Below are 17607 nucleotides of genomic sequence, written 5' to 3'. Positions count from 1 at the left end.
GGGATTTAACCGCGCCGCAGGTAGAGCCGCGCGGCCGTCTCAACGGTGGGTCGATGAGAGGGGGAGGGCGCTGCGCCGCTCCGTTCGGGCGATCAGGAAGACGCCATCGGTCCCGTCTGGTCGGACTGCGCGCCGCAGGTGTCGCAGACGGTGATCGCGCCTCGGCGGACCAGCGAGAGGTCGCCGCACGACGGACACATCTCGCCCTCCACGCCAGGGCGCTCGGCCCCCTCCACCCGGCGACGGCCGAAGGCGGCGAAGACCAAGTTGTCGGGCGTGGCGCCGCGCGAGAAGCCCTTCGAGATGAAGCGGCTGGCGGGCACCGGATCGAGCTCGCCGTCCTCGTCGGCGTCGACCAGCTGCTTGCCGAAACCCAGGCCGTCGGCGTTGAATTCGCTGGGATCGGCGTTGGCCAGGTCGTCTCGACCCAGGTACGAGACCCCCAGCTCCCGGAACACATAGTCCAGGATCGAGGTCGCCGACTTGATCGAGTCGTTGCCCGTCACCGGGCCCGCCGGCTCGAACTTGGTGTAGACGAAGGCGTCGACGAACTCGTCCAGCGGCACGCCGTGCTGCAGGCCCAGCGACACGGCGATCGCGAAGTTGTTCATCAGGCTGCGGAAGGCCGCGCCTTCCTTGTGCATGTCGATGAACAGCTCGCCCAGCTCGCCGTCCTCGTACTCGCCGGTATGCAGGTACACCTTGTGGCCGCCGACGGCCGCCTTCTGGATGTAGCCCTTGCGGCGATCGGGAAGGCGGCGGCGCGAGCGATCGCGCTCGACGATCTTCTCGACCACCCGCTCGGTGACGATCGGTTCGCGCGCCATCTTTTCGCGAAGGGGCGTGGGGCGCTGCGGCTCGGCGACGGGCTCGTCGGGGAGCTCCAGCTTGAACTCGGCGGGCGCCGCGGCGCGTTGCAGGCGCAGGGCGCGGACCCCGGCGCGCGCGGCGGCGGCTTGGGCCCGGACGGCGTCGGCGGGGCGCGCGTCGAAAGCGATCGGCAGAGGCACCGTGGTGGGCAGGCAGGCGAAGCCCTCCACCGCGGTCAGCATCGCCAGGCGGTCGGCGAAGGCGGGGGCTTCCACCGATTGGAAAGCCTCGCGCAGTTCGGGATTGAGCGCTTCGCAGTCGCCAAGGCGTCCGGCCCCCAGCGCGTGGCGCTCGGCGGCCTCGATCTCGTCCTCGGTGAAATCGGCGAAGGCCAGGGTGTCGAAGTCGCGGCGGGCGACGTCCTCGGCCGAGGCGCCCAGCACGTCGCGCAGGAAACCCGCGCCCATAACTGCGGGCGCGAAGGCCGCGCGCAGGCCGCGGCATTCGCGCAGCGCGTTCTCGGCCTTCTCGATCTCGTGGGCAGTGAAGCCGCGCGCCTGGAGCACAAGGTGGTCGATGGCCGGGCTCTCGGCCAGGGTTCCATGGCCCAGGGCGTGACGGCGCGCGGCGTCGAGGTCCGCGCCTTCGGCCGAGAGCGCCTCCATGGCGGCGGGGCTGAAGGTCGGCAGAAGCAGGCCGTCGGCGGTTTGAGCCACCGACACGGGCGCCATCGCATTGGCGGGGCCAATGGGCGCGCCGCCCAGGCGCAGCGTGGCCTCGGCGTCTTCGAACGGTCCGACCAAGGCGACCGAGCGCAGGCCGTGCTTGCGCGCCAGGCCATGGGCGGTGGCCAGGGCCGTGGCGGCCTCGGTGGCGAGTTCGGAGCGCAGGGCGGCGGCGCGGACGCGGCGTTCGGCCAGCGTCTTGAGCACGCCTTGGCGGTCTTGGGCGTAGGCGGGGTCCTGGCCGAGCGCGGAGGCGGCCTCGGCGCTGGCCGAAAGGGCGGCGCCGACGGCCAGCGCCCACAGGGCCGCGGCGCCGTCGCGGCCCTCGGCGCTGGTTTGCGAGAGGCCTTGGCTCAGCAGGCAGTCGCCGACGCCGGCGAGGGACAGGCGCGCCGGCTGGTCGCCGCGATCCAGTTCCAGCGCCGTGCCCCACAGGTGGCACACCTCGGTGAAGCGTTCGACATCAAAGCCTTCGTCGTCGAGGAAGGCGCTGGCGTCGATGGCGGCTCCGACGGCGACGCCGCGCGCCAGGATCTCGGCGTCCTGCGGCGAGAAGGCGAGGGTGAGGGCGCCGGCCTCCCAGGCCACATGCGCGGCCAGAGCGGCGGCTTCGTCGCCGGCGGCCACGCCCTGACGCGACGCCGAGGCGACCATGTCGTTTTCGGGCGGCGGCGCCAGATCCGCCAGCGGCGAGCGCGGCGCGTCCGCGGTGGCGATGGCCTCCAGGATCGTACGGTCGTCAGCGCCCAGCTCGCGCGCCTTGCGCGCCGCGCGGGCGAGGGCGGGGTTCTTGCGGACGTCGGCGCAGGCCCGCGCGTCACCCTGGCAGCGACGGACGGCGTCGGTCACCTGGGCCAGGGCCGCGTCGAGCCGGCCGGCGGCCTGGGCGGCGAGGCTCGCGGCGCGGCGGCGGGCCAGGCTTTGCCGCGCCACGGTCTGGAATTCGATTTCGCTGATGTCGGGCAGCAGTTCCTGGCCGACCTGACCGCCGGCCGGCGTGGCGTAACCCGACAGCATGGTCGCCAGAAGCGCGTCCTTGAACGCCGCGGCGTCGGCCTTGTCCCCGAACAGTCCTCGCGCGAGGCCGATCTTGGCCACGCGCTCGGCGTAGCGGGCCGGACCGCCGCCGAGCGGCGCCTTGGGCTCGATCGTCCCGGCCCAGTCGAGCCAAGCCTCGACACGGGCGTCCGTCCAGGTCGCGGGGGCGGCGACCACGATGATGCTGTCGGCGCGCTCGAGGTCGCGCCATTCCATCGTGGGAACCGTTCCGGCGGCTTTGGCGGGCGTGCGCATGGGACGTTTCCTGGTTCCGTCTGCCAGCTTAGAAGCTTACCAAATCCCTAACGCGTGATTCCACGCGGTCGGGATGCGCGTAAGGTCGCACCCACGCTAGAACCTCTCGCCGCCGCTCTCAATAGATGTTGCGGGTGGAGGGGTGCTAATCCACAAGATGTTGAAGTTCGTTGTCGCGGTGCGGCGCTGGACGCTGCATCGCCGCGGCCCTATAGTCGCGCCGCTTCGCCGCGCAGGTCGCGGTCTGTCTTGAGCCCTCTTAAGTTTCGGGTGCGAACCTAGTGCTGAAAGCGATCTTCACCTGGTGGAACGGCGCGACCCTGGGTCAGCGTTTCCATATCGGCCGTCGCGGCGTCTTCGTGGGCCAGGACGAGCAGGGCAACCGCTACTTCGAAGCGCGCGACAACAGCGACAGCTACGACCAGCGCAAGCGTCGCTGGGTGATCTACAATGGTTACGCCGAGGCCTCGAAGGTCCCGCCGGACTGGAGCGGCTGGCTGCACTACACCTTCGACGAGCCGCCGACCCAGACGCCGCTGAAGCGCCGCGACTGGGAGAAGGATCACATCCCGAACCTGACCGGCACCGTCCATGCCTGGCGTCCGAAGGGTTCGTTGACGCGCGGCGGCGAGCGCGCGGCCGCCACCAGCGACTATCAAGCCTGGTCGCCGGAATAGGACGGATGTCCCGCCGGGCGTCCTGGATCGCCGCCGCCGCGGTGCTGGCCGGTCTGGCCGGGACAGGCGCGGCGCTCGCGCGTCAGGCGGCTCCTCAGTCCGCTCAGACGCCGCCGACCGCGCCCCAAGCACCTGTCGCCCCCGCCGCACGTCCGGCGGGCGCTCAACAAGCGCCTGAGCTCCGTCCATCTCCGTCCGCGCAGACCGCGCCCGCGCCGGCCGCCGCCAGTCCGCAGCCTGCGCCGGCTCCGGCCGTCGTTGCGTCAGACAAGCCCGCGTCCCCCGCCGTGCCGGTCAAGCCGCCCGAGCCGGCCAAACGCCAGCGTTACGCCATCGCCATCCTCCAGGCGCTGGACAAGGTCACCACCGAGACCATGCGGTTCGAGGTCCCGGTCGGGCAGCCCATTCGCTACAAGACGCTGGTCTTCACGGTCCGCGCCTGCGAGACCGCCGCCGCTGACGAGATCGCGCCGGAGACGACGGCTTATGTCATCGTCGACACCCAGCCCAAGGCGCAGGCGGGCCGTCCCGCGCCGCCCGGACGGCAGATCTACAAGGGGTGGATGTACGCCAGCTCGCCGGGCCTGAACCCGCTGGAGCACCCGGTCTATGACGCCTGGCTGATCGCCTGCAAGCAGTCGATCCCAGTCGCGCCGCCCGCCAAGCCGTAGAAGTCGCCGTGGACCGTCAGGGCCTTGGCCAAACGCCGGCGATAGTCGGCGCGGCTGATCTCGACCGTCCCGAACTGCGTCAGGTGATCGGTCAGGAACTGGGTGTCCAGAAGCTGGTAGCCGCCGGCGATCAGCCGCGCGACCAGATGCACCAGCGCCACCTTGCTGGCGTCTCGCGCGGTCGAGAACATGCTCTCGCCGAAGAACGCGCCGCCTAGCGACACGCCGTAAAGCCCGCCGACGAGGTCGCCGTCCAGCCAGGTCTCGATGCTGTGGGCCAGGCCGCGGGCGTAGAGCTGCCCGTAGAGCTGTTGGATAGGGTGGTTGATCCAGGTGTCCTGGCGGCCGGGTCTCGAGGCCGCGCAACCCTCAATCACCGCGTCGAAGGCCGTGTCGATGCGGACTTCGTAAGGGCCGTTGCGCACCGTGCGCGCCAGGCGCTTGGGGATGTGGAAGTCCCCGAGCGGCAGGACGCCCCGCCGCTCGGGATCAATCAGGAAGAGGCTTTCGTCCTCGCGGGCGTCGGCCATATGGGGAAGACGCCGCGCGCGTAGCAGGCGATCAGGTCGTCGACCGTGAAGGCGTCTTCCATCGCCACCCGGACCTTAGGCTTCCTGGGCTTTAATCCAGCGCTCCAGCCAGTGGATGTCGTAGTCGCCGGCCAGGATGTCGGACTGGACCAGGAGATCCTGGAACAGCGGGATCGTCGTCTCGACGCCGCCGACCACCATCTCGCCAAGGCAGCGCTTGAGACGAGCGATGCACTCGGCGCGATCGCGGCCATGGACGATCAGCTTGCCGATCAGGCTGTCGTAGTAGGGCGGGATCGCATAACCGGTGTAGATCGCCGAATCCAGGCGAACGCCCAGGCCGCCAGGGGCGTGGAAGTCGGTGATCACGCCCGGCGAAGGCGTGAAGGTCCGCGCGTTCTCGGCGTTGATCCGGCATTCGATGGCGTGGCCTTCGAAGACCACGTCTTCCTGGGTGAACGACAGCGGCAAGCCCGCGGCGATGCGGATCTGTTCGCGCACCAGATCGATGCCGGTGATGGCTTCGGTGACCGGGTGTTCGACCTGCAGGCGGGTGTTCATCTCGATGAAGAAGAACTCGCCGTTCTCCCACAGGAACTCGATGGTCCCGACGCCCAGATAGCCGATGGCCTTGACCGCATCGACCACGACCTTGCCGATCTTGGCGCGGCCCTCCGCCGACAGGGCCGGCGAGGGGGCCTCTTCCAGCACCTTCTGGTGACGACGCTGCAGCGAGCAGTCGCGTTCGCCCAGGTGCACCACGTTGCCATGGCTGTCGGCGATCACCTGCAGCTCGATGTGGCGCGGCTTCTGGAGGTAGCGCTCCATGTAGACCGTGTCGTCGCCGAACGCGGCGCGAGCCTCGGCGCGGGCGGTCGAGACCGCTTCGGCCAGGTCCTCGCGCGTTTGGGCGACCTTCATGCCGCGACCGCCGCCGCCGGCGGCGGCCTTGATCAGCACGGGGAAGCCGATCTTCTCGGCGGCCTCGAAGGCCTCTTCCTCGGTCGAGACGCCGCCGTCCGAGCCAGGAACGACCGGGATGCCGGCGTCCTTCACGGCCTGCTTGGCGGTGATCTTGTCGCCCATCATCCGGATGTGCTCGGGCTTCGGACCGATGAAGGTGAAGCCGTGCGCGCCGACGATCTCGGCGAAGCGGGCGTTCTCGGACAGGAAGCCATAGCCCGGGTGGATCGCCTGGGCGCCGGTGATTTCTGCGGCCGCGATGATCGACGGGATGTTCAGATAGCTCTTGGCGGCGGGAGCCGGGCCGATGCAGACGCTCTCGTCAGCCAGGCGCACCCACATGGAGTTGCGGTCAGCCTCGGAGTGCACGGCCACCGTTGCGATGCCCATTTCCTTGCAGGCACGGTGAACCCGGAGCGCGATCTCGCCCCGGTTCGCGATCAGGATCTTGTCGAACATGCGCGTTACTCGATGACGACGAGCGGCTCGCCGAACTCGACGGGCTGCGCGTCGGTGACCAGGATCTCGACGATCTTGCCGGCCTTGGGGGCCGAGATCGGGTTCATGGTCTTCATGGCTTCGACGATCAGCAGGGTCTGACCGGCCGCGACGGTGTCGCCGACCTTCACGAACGCATCGGCGCCCGGCTGGGGCGACAGGTAGGCGGTGCCGACCATTGGCGACTTCACCGCGTCGCCGCGCGTGGCGGCGGGCGCCGGAGCCGCTTCGGCCGCCGGAGCGGGCGCGGCGGGGGCGGGCGCGGCGGCGGGCGCCGGGGCATAGGCGGGGGCCGTCGCCTGGACGTAGTTGATCGGCGCGGCCGTCAGTTCACGGGCGACGCGGATTTTCAAGCCGGCATGCTCGACTTCGATCTCGGACAGGCCCGTGTCCTTCAGGATGTCCGCGATCTTGCGGACCAGACGGGCGTCGATGGCCGGAGCTTCGACCGGATCGGCGGGGGCCTTGGGGTTCGACATGGAAGCTTACCTTGTTGTTCTGAAACGCCGCGCGCCGCGGAAAAGCGCTGGGGCGAGGTTCTCGTTAAACGCCGATCAGGCCGAAAGCGGCCTCGATCGCCAATTCATAGCTCGCCGCGCCGAACCCGGAGACGATCCCCGTGGCCGCCAGCGACACATAGGTATGGCGGCGGAATTCCTCCCTCGCCGCCGGGTTGGACAGATGGCACTCGATCACTGGGATGCTCAAGGTCTTGAGCGCGTCCAGCAACGCGATCGAGGTGTGGCCGTAGCCAGCCGGATTGAGAATGAGCGCCGAGGCCGACAGACGCGCCTCTTGCACCCAATCGATCAGCACGCCCTCATGATTGGACTGGCGGAAGACCACCGAAACGCCACGCGAAGCCGCCCGCGCCTCGCAGCGCGCCCGGACATCGTCGAGGGTGTCCTTGCCGTAAATCTCGGGCTCGCGGGTTCCCAACAGGTTGAGGTTGGGGCCGCTCAGCACGTGGATCGGTTTTACCATGCGGCTCCGCCGTCGATTCCGGGAGGTCTTGTATAGCCGGTTCCCTCAGGTCACAAGCAGGGCTCGCTTCGGAGGTGAAATGAGGCTTTTGTTGAACGGGGAAGAACGGGACGTGGCCGGGGTGGTGACGATCGCCGATCTGGTGGCGTCGCTGGGCCTGGACGCCCGCAAGGTGGCGGTCGAGCGCAACCTCGAGATCGCCCCGCGTTCCACCTACGCCGACACGGCTCTGGCTGACGGCGACCGCATCGAGATCGTCACTTTTATCGGCGGCGGTTGATCCTGCGTATTTGAAACGCCGGCTGACGGGGCGTAAACCAGCCCTATGAACGCGCATGTTTCCCCCGACGCCGTCGCCGCTGACACCGAAGAAACCTGGACCGTCGCCGGCCGCACCTTCCGCTCGCGCCTGATCGTCGGCACGGGCAAGTACAAGGACTATGCGACCAACGCCGCCGCCGCCCGCGCGGCCGGGGCCGAGATCGTCACCGTGGCCGTGCGCCGCGTGAACCTCACCGATCCCACTCAGCCGTTGCTGGTCGACTATGTGAAGCCCAGCGAGTTCACCTATCTTCCCAACACCGCCGGCTGCTTCACCGGCGAGGACGCCGTGCGCACGCTGCGCCTGGCCCGCGAGGCCGGCGGCTGGGATCTGGTCAAGCTGGAGGTCCTCAGCGACCCCAAGACCCTGTTCCCGGACATGGAAGAGACGCTGCGCTCGCTGAAGCTGCTGGTCGCCGACGGCTTCCAGGTGATGGTCTACTGCTCGGACGACCCGGTCTATGCGCGCAAGCTGGAAGAGGCGGGGGCGGTGGCGATCATGCCGCTGGGCGCGCCGATCGGCTCGGGCTTGGGCATCCAGAACCGCGTCAACCTGCGGATCATCGTCGAGAACGCCAAGGTGCCCGTGCTGGTCGACGCCGGCGTCGGCACGGCCTCGGACGCGGCGATCGGCATGGAGCTGGGCTGCGACGCCATCCTGATGAACACCGCCATCGCCGAGGCCAAGGACCCGATCCGCATGGCCAAGGCGATGAAGCACGCCGTCATCGCCGGCCGCGAAGCCTATCTAGCCGGCCGGATGCAGAAGCGCCTCTACGCCGATCCCAGCTCGCCGCTGGCGGGGCTGATCTAGCGGTTAGCCCGCCTTCACCTTGCTGGCGCGGGTCTGCTCGATCGCCAGCTTCAGGGCGTTGATGTCGGCGCCCGGGATCAGGGTGTCGCCGACGACGAAGGCCGGCGTGCCTTGCAAGGCCAGGGTCTTGGCCAGCGCTTCGGTGTCGGCCAGGTGTTGGGTCACAGCTTCGCTTTCACCCGCCGCCTTGGCCTTGTCGAGGTCGATCCCAAGGCCCTTGGCGATGCGCAGCGCCCCGGCGGCGTCCAGGGCGTTCTCGGCCATCAGCGCCTTGTAGAGATCAAGGCTCTTGCCCTGGTCCTTGGCGCCCAGCATCAGGCGCGCGGCCGCTTCGCTGTCGCGGCCGAAGATCACGAAGTCCTTCAGCACCAGCCGGATGTCCGGGTTCTTCTGGACCAGCTCGACGATCTCGGGCGCGGCGTGGCGGCAATAGCCGCATCGGTAGTCGAAGAACTCGGTGACCGTGATCGTCCCCGCCGGATTGATCACGACGTCGCGCGGGTCGCGTTCGATGGCCTGGCGATACTGGCCGATGGCCTTCTGGGCCGAGACAGCCTGCTGGTTGGCCTGCTTTTCCTGCAGCTTCTGACTGACCTCCATCAGCACCTCGGGGTGCTCGAGCAGGTAGGCGCGGACCTTTTCGCCGAACGCCTTGTCGGGCTTGGCCTGGTCGCAGCCGGCAAGGACGAGGCCCGAGACGGCCAGGGGCAGGGCGAGGGTCGCGGCGCGACGAAGCAAGGTCATAGAGGTCTCGAACTCAAGAGAGGGCCGATTATCGGCCGAGATTGGATTGCATGGCCCCATCCTTGGCCAGGTCCTTCAGATCCTGGTTGGAGGGGCGGGACGCCAGGACGATGTCGGTGGCGCGGCGCCAGTCGGGCGTGTCCTTGGGCAGCAGCTCGCGAGCGCGCATGGCGAAGACCCGGGCCTCGCGCACCGCGCCGAGCGAGAAATACTGTTCGGCCGTGGCCAGACGCGCCTCGCCGTCTTTCTTCTGCTTGTCGTAGGCCTGGGCCAGCAAGCGCCAGGCCACGGTGTTGTCCGGTTCGTTCAGCAGGCTGCGCTTCAGTTCCTTGACGCCTTCCTCGACCTTGGCGGGATCGTCGAGGCTGATCAGGGTTTGGCCCAGATTGACGCGCAGCAGGGCCGCATCCGGCTTCAGCTGGACCGACTTGCGCTGGGGCTCCTCGGCCAGGGTGATGCGATTGAACTCGAACAGCACCTGACCCTTCAGCTCCCAGAGATAGGGGTTGTCCGGGTGGTCGGCGATCAGGGCGTCGATCAGCTTCAGCGACCGGTCGGGGTCCTTCATCTGATAGTAGGCGATGGCGCGCGCGTAGCGGGCCGGGAAGCTGGCGTCGGTCTCCTTGTACTTCATCAACGCCACCTGCGGGTTGATGAAGCCTTCCAGCTTGGCCTTCATGACCTCGTGCTGGGCCAGGTCCTCGGGCGTGTCGACGGCGCTGTAGTGCGGTTGGCGCTCGACGCGGCTGCGCAGCACCTCGATCCGTTCCGACGACAGCGGGTGGCTGCGGAAGTAGGCGTACCGACGCGCTTGATCGAAGACCTCCTGGTAGCGGAAGTTGTCGAAGAACTCGACGAGGCCGCGACCCGACTGGCCCGTGGCCTCCAGGAAGCCCGCGCCAGCCTGGTCGGCGCGCGATTCCTGCTCGCGGCTATAGCCCAGAGCGCCCAGGGCGCCGGCGAATTGCGAGTTGGCGATCAGCGCCGCGCCGCCGTCGGGCGAGCCGGCCAGGGCCGCCAGGATGCCGAGGCCCATGGTCAGGATCATGGGCTTGAGGCCGGCGCGCATCATCTCGTCCGAACGGATGGGGTGGCCGCCGGCCAAGTGTCCGGTTTCGTGGGCGATGACGCCGCGCAGCTGATTGGGGTTCTCGGTCTGCAGGATCAGGCCGGTGTTCAGGCCCATCTGCAGGCCCTGGGTGGCGAAGGCGTTGAGGCTCTTGTCGCCGACGATCAGAATCCGGACGTTCTTGGGGTCCAGTCCCGCCGCCGCGAAGATCGGATCGGCGTCCTCATGCAGGATTTCCTCGATCTCGGTGTCCCGGATCAGGGAGGGGGCGCCGTCCTGGGCGAGGGCGACCTGGGGGACCGAAACGCCAGACGCAATGATCGACAGCGCCGACAGCGCAACGATCAAACCACGCCCAGCTTGGCGTTTTCCGGCATGCCCTCGACGCGAGGTCATCGAATGATCTCCAGATCGCGCCCCCGCGAACCCGACCAGTCTAACTTGGATCATCGGCGCGAGGGAACAAGGGCCATGCCGGTCCCCGCGACGATTTCGGCCCGCGCTTCGGTCAGAAAGCGCGGGCCGTGATCGGCTCGATTACCGGCGCCACCAGCCGCGGCGCGGCTTTTCGGGCGGCGTGGTGATCTCGGCCGGGTCCGGTTCGGCCGGAGCGGCGGGCGCCGCCTCGACGGCGATCTCCGGTTCCGGCGCGGGCTCGGGCGCGGCTTCGACGACCGGGGCGGCCTCGGGTTCCGGCTCGGGCGGAACGATCGCCACCGATTCGGTGACGGCTTCGGCCACGGCGTCCGCCGTTTCGGCGACGTCGGCGGCGGGCTTCTTGCCGCGCGAACGCACGCGCTTGGGCTTCTTCGGCGCTTCCTCGACTTCCGGCAACTCGACCCAGACATCGGCCGGAGGCGCGGAGATCACCGGCGGAGCCAGGATCGGCGCTTCGAACGGTTCGGCCGGCTCGGCGGCGGCGATCATCTCGGCGGGCGCGGCGGCCTCGGCCACGGCCGCGTCGGCGACCGGGGCCTCGTCGCGATTGCGACGGCCGCGGTCACGACCGCGACGGCCACGCTCGCGGGCGGGACGCTCCTCGCGCTCGGCGCGTTCCGGACGCTCGGCCGGGGCCTCGGCGCGCGCTTCCGGCGCCGGGCGGCGACCTTCGCCGCCGTTACCGCCGTTGCCGCCGACCAGGGCTGCCGGGTCGTGCCAGGTGAACACGTTCTCGCCGAACGGGACGCGGGGACGGATCCAGACGAAGGCGTCGGTCGGACGATCGCCGTCTTCGCGACCGCCACGACGGCCGCCACGACGGCCGCGACGGCGGCGACGGCGGCGGGCGTCCTCGTCCTCGTCGCCGAACTCGGCGCGGTCGTCGGCGTCGGCGTCTTCCTCGTCGCCTTCGCTGTCAGCCTCGATTTCGGTCTCGGTTTCGCGCTCGTCGCGACGGCCGCGACGGCGATCACGGCGGCGGCGGCCCTTGCGGTCGCCACGATCGTCTTCGCGCGCCTGCTTGCGGGCGGAGGCGTCGTCGTCGTCGGTGTCTTCGCGCTCGATGTCGTCCTCGTCCTCGAGGACTTCTTCGTCGTCTTCCTCGGCCTCGTCGTCGAAGGCGGCGTAGTCGAAGTCGTCGTCTTCATCGACATAGGGCGCCGGCGCGACGGCGATGCGTTCGCCAAGTTCGGTGCGCTCGATCTCCTGGTCGGCCGCGTGCAGGCTGTCGTCGACCACGACGGTCACGAACAGGCCGTGCGTCTCCAGCAGCCGCTGCAGGTAGGCGCGCTTTTCGTTCAGGATATAGAGGCCGACCGAGCGCGAGACCTTCAGGATCACGCTGCCCGAGCCCTTCAGGGCCTCGACCTCGACCGCGCGCAGGGCGGCCAGGGCGCTGGACTCGACCGAACGGACGCGGCCGGTGCCTTCGCAGTGTTCGCAGACGTGGGTGGTGCCTTCCAGCACGCCGGTGCGGCGGCGCTGGCGGCTGATCTCCATCAGGCCAAAGCCCGAGATCTTGCCCATCTGGATGCGCGCGCGGTCGTCCTTGAGGGCGTCCTTGAGGACCTTCTCGACCGTGCGGTTGTTCTTGGCTTCATCCATGTCGATGAAGTCGATGACGATCAGGCCGGCCAGGTCGCGCAGGCGCAGCTGGCGGGCGGCTTCCTCGGCGGCCTCGCAATTGGTCTTGAGGGCCGTGGCCTCGATGTTGCGCTCGCGCGTGGCCTTGCCCGAGTTGACGTCGATCGCGACCAGGGCTTCGGTCTGGTTGATCACCAGATAGCCGCCGGAGCGCAGCGGCACGACCGGCGAATAGATCTGGGCCAGATGGTCCTCGATCTTGTTCTTCACGAACAGCGGGGTCGGGTCGCGGTAGTTGAAGACCTTCTTGGCCTGGCTCGGCATCAGCATGCGCATGAAGTCGCGCGCTTCCTTGTAGCCGGCGTCGCCCTCGACCCAGATGCCGTCCAGGTCCTTGTCGTACATGTCGCGGATGGCGCGCTTGACGAGGTCTTCCTCCTCGTAGATCAGCGCCGGCGCGATCGAGTGCAGCGTGTTCTCGCGGATGTTCTCCCAGAGACGCAGCAGATATTCGTAGTCGCGCTTGATCTCGGCCTTGGTGCGCTTGGCGCCGGCCGTACGGACGATCAGGCCCATGCCCTGCGGCACGTCCAGGCTCTGGACGACGCTCTTCAAGCGCTTGCGGTCGGTGACCGCCGTGATCTTGCGGCTGATACCGCCGCCGCGGGCGGTGTTGGGCATCAGGACGCCGTAGCGGCCGGCCAGGGAGAGGTAGGTGGTCAGGGCCGCGCCCTTGTTGCCGCGCTCTTCCTTGACGACCTGGACCAGCATGATCTGCCGGCGGCGGATCACTTCCTGGATCTTGTACTTGCGCATCAGCCGGCGCTTGCGGCGCGCCAGCTCTTCTTCGACGTCGTCTTCATCGTCGTCGATCGCGGTGTCTTCGCCGTTGACGTCGTCCTCGTCGTCGCCGCCCGTGGCGCGACGCGAGATCGGGGTGTCGTCCTCGTCATCGCCGGAATCGTCGCGCATCAGCGCTTCACGGTCGGCGACCGGGATCTGGTAGTAGTCGGGGTGGATTTCGTTGAACGCCAGGAACCCGTGGCGATTACCACCATATTCGACGAACGCGGCCTGAAGGCTGGGTTCGACGCGGGTCACCTTGGCGAGATAGATATTTCCACGAAGCTGTTTGCGGGTCTGGCTCTCGAAATCGAACTCTTCAACCCGGGTTCCGTCCACGACGACCACACGCGTCTCTTCGGCGTGTGCTGCGTCGATCAGCATCTTCTTCGACATTAAGGAAGTCTCCACGGCGCGCGGCGGGCTCTAGGCCCGGGCGCCGATATGAATGAAGGGCGCGCGCGTCGCCGACCGTCGCCCCGCCGAAGCGGTTGCGAAGGGTCAGGTGCCAGAGGCGGTCGGGTGCGGCGCAGCCCATTGGGGGTTTCGTTTTGTCCCTACCGCGCAGGGCGCGGATTGGATGGTTCGTGTGTCGCGCCAGAAGGCGCGGATCGGATGGCGCGTCGTCGCCATAAGGGCGTTTGAGCCCGACGCGGGCCCCGCGATACGGCGTCTCGGTAGGCGTCTTGCCCGCTCGGTCGGCCGCATCTCGAACTATCTAGTCTGCCGCCTCGGCTTCGGAAGGGGTTCAGGACCTCTTTCGAAACCATGGCGGCCCGCACGCAGTCGTGACGATCACGGAGCTTCGCACGCGGCGCGACTGTAGCCACATCGGCGCGGAAAAGAAAAGCTTTCGACGCCGATCAGGACTTAACCCTTTGGCTACCGCCTTGCGCCGATATTGACGAACCGTTCACCAAATCCGGCTAGCGCGGACAGGTATGCGTAAGGTTTTGATCAGTTTGGCTCGCATGGGCTGGTTTCGAGCGGCCCTGATCGTCGGTGGCATGACCACCGCCGGCGTCGCTGTCGCGACCGCTCAAGGCCCCGCCGCGCCCTCGGGCGTGCAGAAGGTCCGCTTCGGCGGCGATCGCACCGAGACCCGCGTCGTGATCGATCTGGACCGCGCCGCCGCGGGCAAGCTGTTGTCCGATGGCGCGACTGATCAGCGCTTGGTCCTGGCGCTGCCGAACGTCACAATTTCCGGCGACCTGCAAGGCTCCGGCCAGGGGCTGGTCAAGCATTGGCTGATCGACGAGGCCGCTGGCGGCGCCCGCCTGCGCCTGGAACTGGCCGGCAAGGTCGAGGTCCGCCGCCGCTTCCTGCTGCCGCCCGGCGACGGCGCGACGGCCTATCGCTATGTCATCGATCTGAAGGCCGTGGACGGCCCCGCCGCGCCGGCCGCGTCACAGGCCCCGCCGCGCTTGACCTTGGTCAGCGCGCCGATCAAGGCCGCGCCGCTGCGCCTGAAGAAGGTCATCGTCATCGACGCGGGTCATGGCGGCAAGGACTCGGGCGCCCTGGGCGCCAACGCGTTCGAGAAGGACGTCACCCTGGCCGCGGCCAAGGCGCTGAAGACCCGCCTGGAAAAGACCGGCCGCTATCAGGTGGTCCTCACTCGTGAGACCGACACCTTCGTGCCGCTGGAAGGTCGCGTGCAGATCGCCCGCCGCGCCGACGCTGACCTGTTCATCTCGCTGCACGCGGATTCCGGCCCCGACACCGCCACGCGCGGCGCCTCGGTCTACACCGTGTCCGAAAAGGGCGCCGAGCGTGTGGGCCTGGTGCTGGACAAGAGCGACTGGCTGATGAAAGCCAACCTGCCGGGCCGCGACCGCGCCGTCAGCCAGATCCTGCTCGACCTGTCGCAGCGCGCCACCAAGAATCGCTCCGCCACCTTCGCCCAGCTGTTGCTGGCCAATGTCGGCGAGGAGACGACGCTGCTGCGCCGCAGCCACCGCGACGCCGGCTTCTTCGTGCTGCTGGCGCCCGACGTGCCGGCGGTCCTGCTGGAGATGGGCTTCATCACCAATCCCGAGGACGAGGCGTTCCTGACCAACAAGGCCAGCCGCGCCCGCCTGGTCGACGCGGTCGGCGACTCCATCGAGGCCTATTTCTCGGCGGACGTCCGCAAGTCCTGACCGAAAGGCCCGCTTCCCCTTTCGCGCGCCGCGCTCTAATCACAGAAGCGATCGTTCGCGCCGTGCGCCGGGCGATCCAAGTCTAGGTGTGTGGTGGGCGAGGGCGCCCGCTCGACGGAGGTCGCGTGGATCTGAAACCCACCGAACGATGGATGGCCATCGCGGGCGTGGCGGTGCTGTCGATTATCGCCGTCGCGGGATTCGCGATCGCGATCTATGCGGCCTGGCTTTTCCACGACATGCCCGACGCCGGCGAGCTGCAAGACTATCGGCCGGCTACGGCCACGCGCGTCTACGCCTGGGACGGCACCCTGATCGGCGAGTACTCCAAGGAACGCCGGATCTTCATTCCCTACGACCAGATCCCGCCCCAGCTGGCCCAGGCCTTCCTGGCGGCCGAAGACCGCAACTTCTTCTCCCACGGCGGCGTCGATGTCGGCGGTCTGTCGCGCGCCATGATCAACAATGTTGGCAACGCCATCCGCGGTCGGCGCCTTGAGGGGGGCTCGACGATCACCCAGCAGGTGGCCAAGAACGTCCTCCTGACCAGCGACGCCACGGTCGGCCGCAAGTTCAAGGAAGCGATCCTGGCCAGCCGCCTGGAGCAGTCGCTGACCAAGCAGCAGATCCTCGAGCTCTATCTGAACGAAATCTGGCTGGGCTATCGCTCGTTTGGCGTCGGCGTGGCCGCCTACAACTATTTCGGCAAGTCCCTGCCGGAGCTGACCCTGGCTCAATGCGCCTATCTGGCGTCGCTGCCCAAGGGACCGGACAACTACCACCCGACCCGCAACAAGGCCAAGGCGATGGCCCGACGCAACTGGGTGCTGGGCCAGATGGCCGAGCAGGGGTGGATCACCAAGGCCCAAGCGCAGCAGGCCATGGCCGAGGATCTGGTCGTCCAACCGGGACCCAAGCGCGCCGCTTATCGGGACGCCGACTACTTCGTCGAGGAAGTGCGCCAACGGGGCATGGCCACGCTCGGCCCCCGCCTCAACGAGGGCGGCTACTACATGCGCACGACGCTGGACCCGCGCCTGCAGACCACCGCCCGCATCGCGCTGATGGATGGCCTGGAGCGCTATGACCGCCGCCACGGCTGGCGGGGCGCCTGGGGACATGTCGAGTCCACCGACCTCAAGTGGGAAAAGACCGCGCTGGCCAGGCCGATTCCGTCGGAGCGAACCGCCTGGCGTCCGGCCCTTGTCACCTCGAACGGCGGCCAGGTGCGTCTGGTCAAGAGCGAAGGCGAGGGCCAGATCGTTGGCGAGGACATGGCCTGGGCCAAGGCCGGCAAGGGCCTGAAGGCCGGGGACCTCGTCTTCGTCGAGAAGGCCGCCAGCGGCGGCTATCGCCTGCGCCAGGTGCCCGCGGTCAACGGCGCCCTCGTGGCGATGGAGCCCTATACGGGTCGGATCGTGGCTCTGGTCGGCGGCTACAGCTACTCGCTGTCGAACTTCAACCGCGCCACCCAGGCCAAGCGTCAGCCGGGCTCGTCGTTCAAGCCGTTCGTCTACGCCACGGCCCTGGAGAATGGCTACACGCCCGCCAGCGTCATCGTCGACAGTCCCATCACGCTGAGAGGCGCCAACGGCCAAGACTGGAGTCCCGAGAACTACGACAAGGAGTTCTACGGCGCCCAGCCTCTCCGAAAGGGCCTGGAAAAGTCGATCAACGCGATGACCGTGCGGCTGGCTCAGGGCGTCGGCATGAAGAAGATTATCGATTTCTCCAAGCGGGCCGGCGTCGTCAAGGAGATGGATCCGGTGCTGGCCATGGCGCTGGGGGCGGGGGAGACCACGCCCTTCAAGCTGACCGCGGCCTATGCCCCGTTCGTCAATGGCGGCCGCCGGGTCGATCCGCACCTGATCGAGCTGGTGCAGGACCGCGAGGGCAAGGTCATCTTCCGCGCCGACAAGCGCGATTGCGAGCGCTGCACCGCCGGCTTCAACGGCGACGAGAGCCCGCGCTTCGCCGCGCCGGGCGAGCAGATCATGGATCCCGTGACGGCCTACCAGATCACCTCGATGCTGCAGGGCGTGGTCCAGCGCGGCACCGCCGCCGCCGTCAGCTCGCTGGGCCGTCCGCTGGCCGGCAAGACCGGCACCACCAATGAGTATCGCAGCGCCTGGTTCGTCGGCTATTCGCCCAACCTGATCGTCGGCGTTTTCTTCGGCTTCGATGACAACCGCTCGCTCGGCGAGGGGGAAACCGGGGCCGCGGGTCCCGTTCCCGTCTTCATGGACTTCATGAAGGTTGCTTTGGAAGGCCAGCCGGTCGTCGACTTCAAGCCGCCGAAGAACGCCAAGTTCGCTCTGGTTCGCGGCGTGCGCGAGGCTTTCCGCCCGGGCACCGAGCCCAAGGTCGAGGTCGCGCCGATCGGGCCCATTCCCTACAACGAGCTGACGCCGGGCCTGCCGCCGGTTCCGCAGTCTCAAACCCAGCCCGGCAAGCCGCCACAAAAGGTCGATCCGCTGAGCGGCCTCTATTGATGTCATTGCG

At 68.4% G+C, this 17607-nt stretch carries 14 protein-coding genes and 1 pseudogene; 6 read left to right on the top strand and 9 right to left on the bottom strand.

The genetic code is table 11. The features are described from left to right. Positions 1-92: 92 nt before the first annotated feature. Positions 93-2828 (bottom strand): TSCPD domain-containing protein, encoded by a 2736-nt coding sequence (locus CSEG_RS10935; RefSeq protein WP_013079296.1) that lies wholly within the window; start codon positions 2826-2828, stop codon positions 93-95. Positions 2829-3109: 281 nt separating this feature from the next. Between CSEG_RS10935 and CSEG_RS10930 the strand changes: the two genes are divergently transcribed. Continuing rightward, positions 3110-3505: an NADH:ubiquinone oxidoreductase subunit NDUFA12 gene (locus CSEG_RS10930; RefSeq protein WP_013079295.1), complete on the top strand. Its 396-nt coding sequence runs from the start codon at positions 3110-3112 to the stop codon at positions 3503-3505. Positions 3506-3510: 5 nt separating this feature from the next. Further along, positions 3511-4176, top strand: a complete 666-nt coding sequence (locus tag CSEG_RS10925) for a DUF2155 domain-containing protein (RefSeq protein WP_013079294.1) — start codon at positions 3511-3513, stop codon at positions 4174-4176. Here the strand turns inward: CSEG_RS10925 and aat are convergent. The 4 genes and pseudogenes from aat to CSEG_RS10905 form a co-directional block, all read right to left on the bottom strand. Beyond that, a pseudogene (gene aat / locus CSEG_RS10920) lies at positions 4113-4768 on the bottom strand (leucyl/phenylalanyl-tRNA--protein transferase). The gene CSEG_RS10925 and the pseudogene aat sit on opposite strands and share 64 nt — an antisense overlap. A 13-nt stretch (positions 4769-4781) precedes the next feature. Next, positions 4782-6128: an acetyl-CoA carboxylase biotin carboxylase subunit gene (gene accC, locus CSEG_RS10915; RefSeq protein ID WP_013079293.1), complete on the bottom strand. Its 1347-nt coding sequence runs from the start codon at positions 6126-6128 to the stop codon at positions 4782-4784. Between the two features lie 5 nt (positions 6129-6133). After that, positions 6134-6646, bottom strand: a complete 513-nt coding sequence (gene accB / locus CSEG_RS10910; RefSeq protein WP_013079292.1) for an acetyl-CoA carboxylase biotin carboxyl carrier protein — start codon at positions 6644-6646, stop codon at positions 6134-6136. Between the two features lie 64 nt (positions 6647-6710). Next, a complete protein-coding gene (locus tag CSEG_RS10905; RefSeq protein ID WP_013079291.1) occupies positions 6711-7151 on the bottom strand; it encodes a type II 3-dehydroquinate dehydratase in 441 nt (146 codons plus the stop codon). Positions 7152-7230: 79 nt separating this feature from the next. Here CSEG_RS10905 and thiS point away from each other — a divergent pair, with 79 nt between their 5' ends. Beyond that, complete coding sequence (gene thiS, locus CSEG_RS10900) at positions 7231-7431, top strand: sulfur carrier protein ThiS (protein ID WP_013079290.1); 201 nt, start codon at positions 7231-7233, stop codon at positions 7429-7431. A gap of 45 nt (positions 7432-7476) precedes the next feature. Then, positions 7477-8286 (top strand): thiazole synthase, encoded by an 810-nt coding sequence (locus tag CSEG_RS10895; RefSeq protein WP_013079289.1) that lies wholly within the window; start codon positions 7477-7479, stop codon positions 8284-8286. A 3-nt stretch (positions 8287-8289) separates the two neighbouring features. On the opposite strand, the gene CSEG_RS10890 is transcribed toward CSEG_RS10895, so the two are convergent. From CSEG_RS10890 to CSEG_RS22000, 4 genes are all read right to left on the bottom strand, one after another. After that, positions 8290-9030 carry a DsbA family protein gene (locus CSEG_RS10890; RefSeq protein WP_013079288.1) on the bottom strand — a complete coding sequence of 247 codons (741 nt, stop codon included), beginning with the start codon at positions 9028-9030 and terminating at the stop codon, positions 8290-8292. A 28-nt stretch (positions 9031-9058) separates the two neighbouring features. After that, positions 9059-10495 carry a M48 family metalloprotease gene (locus CSEG_RS10885; protein WP_013079287.1) on the bottom strand — a complete coding sequence of 479 codons (1437 nt, stop codon included), beginning with the start codon at positions 10493-10495 and terminating at the stop codon, positions 9059-9061. A 141-nt stretch (positions 10496-10636) separates the two neighbouring features. Further along, positions 10637-13360 (bottom strand): Rne/Rng family ribonuclease, encoded by a 2724-nt coding sequence (locus CSEG_RS10880; RefSeq protein ID WP_013079286.1) that lies wholly within the window; start codon positions 13358-13360, stop codon positions 10637-10639. Continuing rightward, a complete protein-coding gene (locus tag CSEG_RS22000) occupies positions 13284-13502 on the bottom strand; it encodes a hypothetical protein (RefSeq protein WP_083778384.1) in 219 nt (72 codons plus the stop codon). The genes CSEG_RS10880 and CSEG_RS22000 overlap by 77 nt, the downstream gene beginning before the upstream one ends. 403 nt (positions 13503-13905) lie before the next feature. Between CSEG_RS22000 and CSEG_RS10875 the strand changes: the two genes are divergently transcribed. Both CSEG_RS10875 and CSEG_RS10870 read left to right on the top strand, forming a co-directional pair. Further along, positions 13906-15105 carry an N-acetylmuramoyl-L-alanine amidase family protein gene (locus tag CSEG_RS10875; protein WP_013079285.1) on the top strand — a complete coding sequence of 400 codons (1200 nt, stop codon included), beginning with the start codon at positions 13906-13908 and terminating at the stop codon, positions 15103-15105. A gap of 125 nt (positions 15106-15230) precedes the next feature. Further along, a complete protein-coding gene (locus tag CSEG_RS10870) occupies positions 15231-17597 on the top strand; it encodes a penicillin-binding protein 1A (RefSeq protein WP_013079284.1) in 2367 nt (788 codons plus the stop codon). Positions 17598-17607: the final 10 nt, after the last annotated feature.

It is taken from the genome of Caulobacter segnis ATCC 21756, from assembly GCF_000092285.1.
Taxonomy (GTDB): domain Bacteria; phylum Pseudomonadota; class Alphaproteobacteria; order Caulobacterales; family Caulobacteraceae; genus Caulobacter; species Caulobacter segnis.
Note: the sequence above shows the minus strand (reverse complement) of the source record. Positions and strands in the feature narration are given on the sequence as shown.